The sequence below is a fragment of the Haloparvum sedimenti genome, from assembly GCF_001462205.1.
Classification (GTDB): domain Archaea; phylum Halobacteriota; class Halobacteria; order Halobacteriales; family Haloferacaceae; genus Haloparvum; species Haloparvum sedimenti.
On sequence record NZ_LKIR01000139.1, the window covers coordinates 98,189 to 101,001 of the forward strand.

Below are 2,813 nucleotides of genomic sequence, written 5' to 3' on the forward strand. Positions count from 1 at the left end.
TTCGGGAAGTGCTCACAGACCATGTCGAGCACGACGTCCGAGAGCGGCGTCCGCTCGTGGAGTTCGTCGCGCTTGTCGGCCTGTTCGAGGTCGATGATGTCGCCGAAGTCCATCCCGGTGCGCTGCATCGACGGCATGGAGACGCCCCACTTGTAGAGGGCGGACCCGAAGCCGACGGTGCCGTCCTCGACGGAGACCGTCCAGTCGGTCGGGATGTCGTCCATGTTCTCGGCCATGCCGCGGATCAGCTCGTTCACGTCGCTGATGACCGCGAGCAGGCGCTCCTGCATCTCCTGGGGCCCCTCCTGGAGCTCGGAGATGAGGCGGTCCACCTTGTTGATGAACAGGGTCGGCTTGACGCCCTCACGGAGCGCCTGCCGGAGGACCGTCTCCGTCTGGGGCATGGCGCCCTCGACGGCGTCGACGACCACCAGCGCGCCGTCGACCGCGCGCATCGCGCGGGTGACGTCGCCGCCGAAGTCGACGTGACCGGGGGTGTCGATCAGGTTGATGAGGTGGTTGGTGTCCTCGTACTCGTGGGTCATCGAGACGTTCGCCGCGTCGATGGTGATCCCACGCTCCTGCTCGTCCTCCTTCGTGTCCATCGCGAGCTGTTCGCCCGCGGTGTCCTCGGAGATCATGCCGGCGCCCGCCAGCAGGTTGTCCGAGAGCGTCGTCTTGCCGTGGTCGACGTGAGCGGCGATGGCGATGTTCCGGATGTGCTCCGGATTGTCCATCAGCCGTTCACATTCCTGCACGATCTTCTTTCGTCGGCCCATTATGCGTTCCACTACCGTTAGCGGGGTCAAAAGGGTAGTGTTTCGTTGTCGGCGATTCGCCCGGATTCGCGCACCTCGCGGGACGTATCGTGAGTATCGCTCGCACGGCGACGGATACATCCCGCCCGACTCCGTGGTACGTGCATGCACGGAACAAGGTCGCCGGGTCGCACCATCGGGCTTGCCCGTGCCGCCCTCATCGCGGCCTGTACCGGCGCGTCCGCGGTCGCCGGCTCGTTCGTCGCCGCGGGGCTGTCCGGCGCGTTCGTGGGCACGGCGGTCGCGGACGGACTCCTCGGCGTGCTTCCCAACGTCGTCTTCGCCTACGGAATCACGACGCTCGGGAACGCCGCGCAGCCGCTGCTGCTCGCCGGCGCGACGGCGCTGGCCGCCGTGGGACTGGCCGCCGCGGCGCTTTTCACGACGACCGCGGTCGACCGCGCGTGGCGACGGAGCGGGCGGACCGGGTCCAGAATTGGCCTCGCGGTCGCCGGCCTCGCCGTCGGACTCCTCGCGAGCGTGCTCGTCGCGCTGGTCACCGGATCGATCGGCTCCGGAGCCGGTGCCGGGATCGCGGCCGCGTCGACCACCGCCGCGGGACGGAGCGCGGACATCGGTCGCGGTCGGCTACTTCATGCGGACGACGAAGGGTCTGAGAACTCCGAGGCGGACCGACTGCTTGGGAAAACCGGCTCCGAGCGCCGACCGCTCCTCCGGGCCGCGGGCGTTCTCGCGGGCGCGCTCGCCGCAAGCGGGCTGGCGGCGTCCCGACGCGACGACTTCGCGCCCGCCGACCGGTCGCCGAACGACCCGCGAAACGGCGTCGACGATCCGCTCGTGCTGGCGCTTCTGGACCGCGCCGAGCGGCGGAGCTTCGACTTCGACGCGGTCGACCCCCTCGTCTCGCGAGGGTTCTACAAGGTGGACATCAACCTGACCGAGGACCCCGAGATAGCTCCCGAGGAGTGGTCGCTCTCGGTCCGAGGCGCGGTCGACGACTCCCTCTCGCTCGACTACGCGAGCGTCACCGGCCGGCCGACCGAGCACCGGTTCGTCACGCTTCGGTGTGTCGGCGACGGGTTGAACGGGTACAAGATAGACACCGCGCTCTGGACCGGGACGCCCCTCGCGCCGATCCTCGACGAGGCCGGCGCGGGTGAGGAGTGCTGCGTGCGGCTGGCGGCCGCCGACGGCTACTACCACGCCTTCCCGCGTGCGGCGCTGGAGCGCGGCTTCCTCGCGTGGGGGATGAACGGTAAGCCGCTCCCGCAGGCTCACGGCGCACCCGTCAGGGTCCTGATCCCGGGGCACTGGGGCGAGATCAACGTCAAGTGGGTGACCGACATCGAGGTGCGCGACGAGCCGGCGACGGGCTACTGGGAGGAGCGCGGCTGGCACGGGAGCGGCCCGGTGGAGACGGTCGCGAAGATCCACACCGTGACGCGGCGGGGAGACGCGACGGACGGGAGCGCGGAGAGCGGCGACAGTTCCGGAGAGGCTGGCCGCGTGATCGTCGGCGGGCACGCCTACGCGGGCACGCGGGGCATCGACCGCGTCGAGGTGTCGACCGACGGCGGCGAAACGTGGACCGACGCGACGCTGTCCGAACCGCTCCCCGGAGCGACGCCCGCGGACGGCGCCCCCGCCTCGGACCCCGCCGACGACGCGTGGCGGATGTGGCGCCACGAGTACGTCGACCCGAGCGAGCACGAGGTGACCGCCCGGGTCGTGGAGGCAGACGGGACCGTCCAGCCCGCCGAGGAGTCGTCAGCGTTCCCGCGCGGCGCGACCGGCTGGGTCTCCCGGGAGGTGTACGCGGTCCGGGAGTGATCGACGCAAGAGACTTATTCGCCCCTCCCGTGTCAACGATACGCATGGACATGCGCGTGCAGGGGGACGTGCCCCCGGACCCCTTCCTGAGCGCGGCCGACCTGTTCGAGACGGAGTTCTCGCTGTCGGACCCGGTCCACGTCCGGGTGCGCGAGGACCCCGACGAACGGACGTGGGCCGGCCACTACCCGGACCACCACGTGC

Annotated in this window: 3 protein-coding genes; 2 read left to right on the forward strand and 1 reads right to left on the reverse strand. The window is 70.4% G+C overall.

Features of this window, described 5'->3' with window-relative positions; translation table 11 throughout:
• Positions 1-779, reverse strand: a 779-nt coding sequence (locus AN233_RS14095; RefSeq protein ID WP_125920046.1) for a GTP-binding protein, incomplete at its 3' end; no start/stop codon positions are given.
• Between the two features lie 144 nt (positions 780-923).
• On the opposite strand from AN233_RS14095, the gene AN233_RS14100 reads away from it, so the two are divergent.
• Entirely contained in the window at positions 924-2,609 is a 1,686-nt protein-coding gene (locus tag AN233_RS14100; protein ID WP_058367407.1) for a molybdopterin-dependent oxidoreductase, read from the forward strand.
• Positions 2,610-2,653: 44 nt separating this feature from the next.
• A partial coding sequence (locus AN233_RS18150) for a DUF5781 family protein (protein WP_245626083.1) occupies positions 2,654-2,813 on the forward strand: 160 nt, incomplete at its 3' end.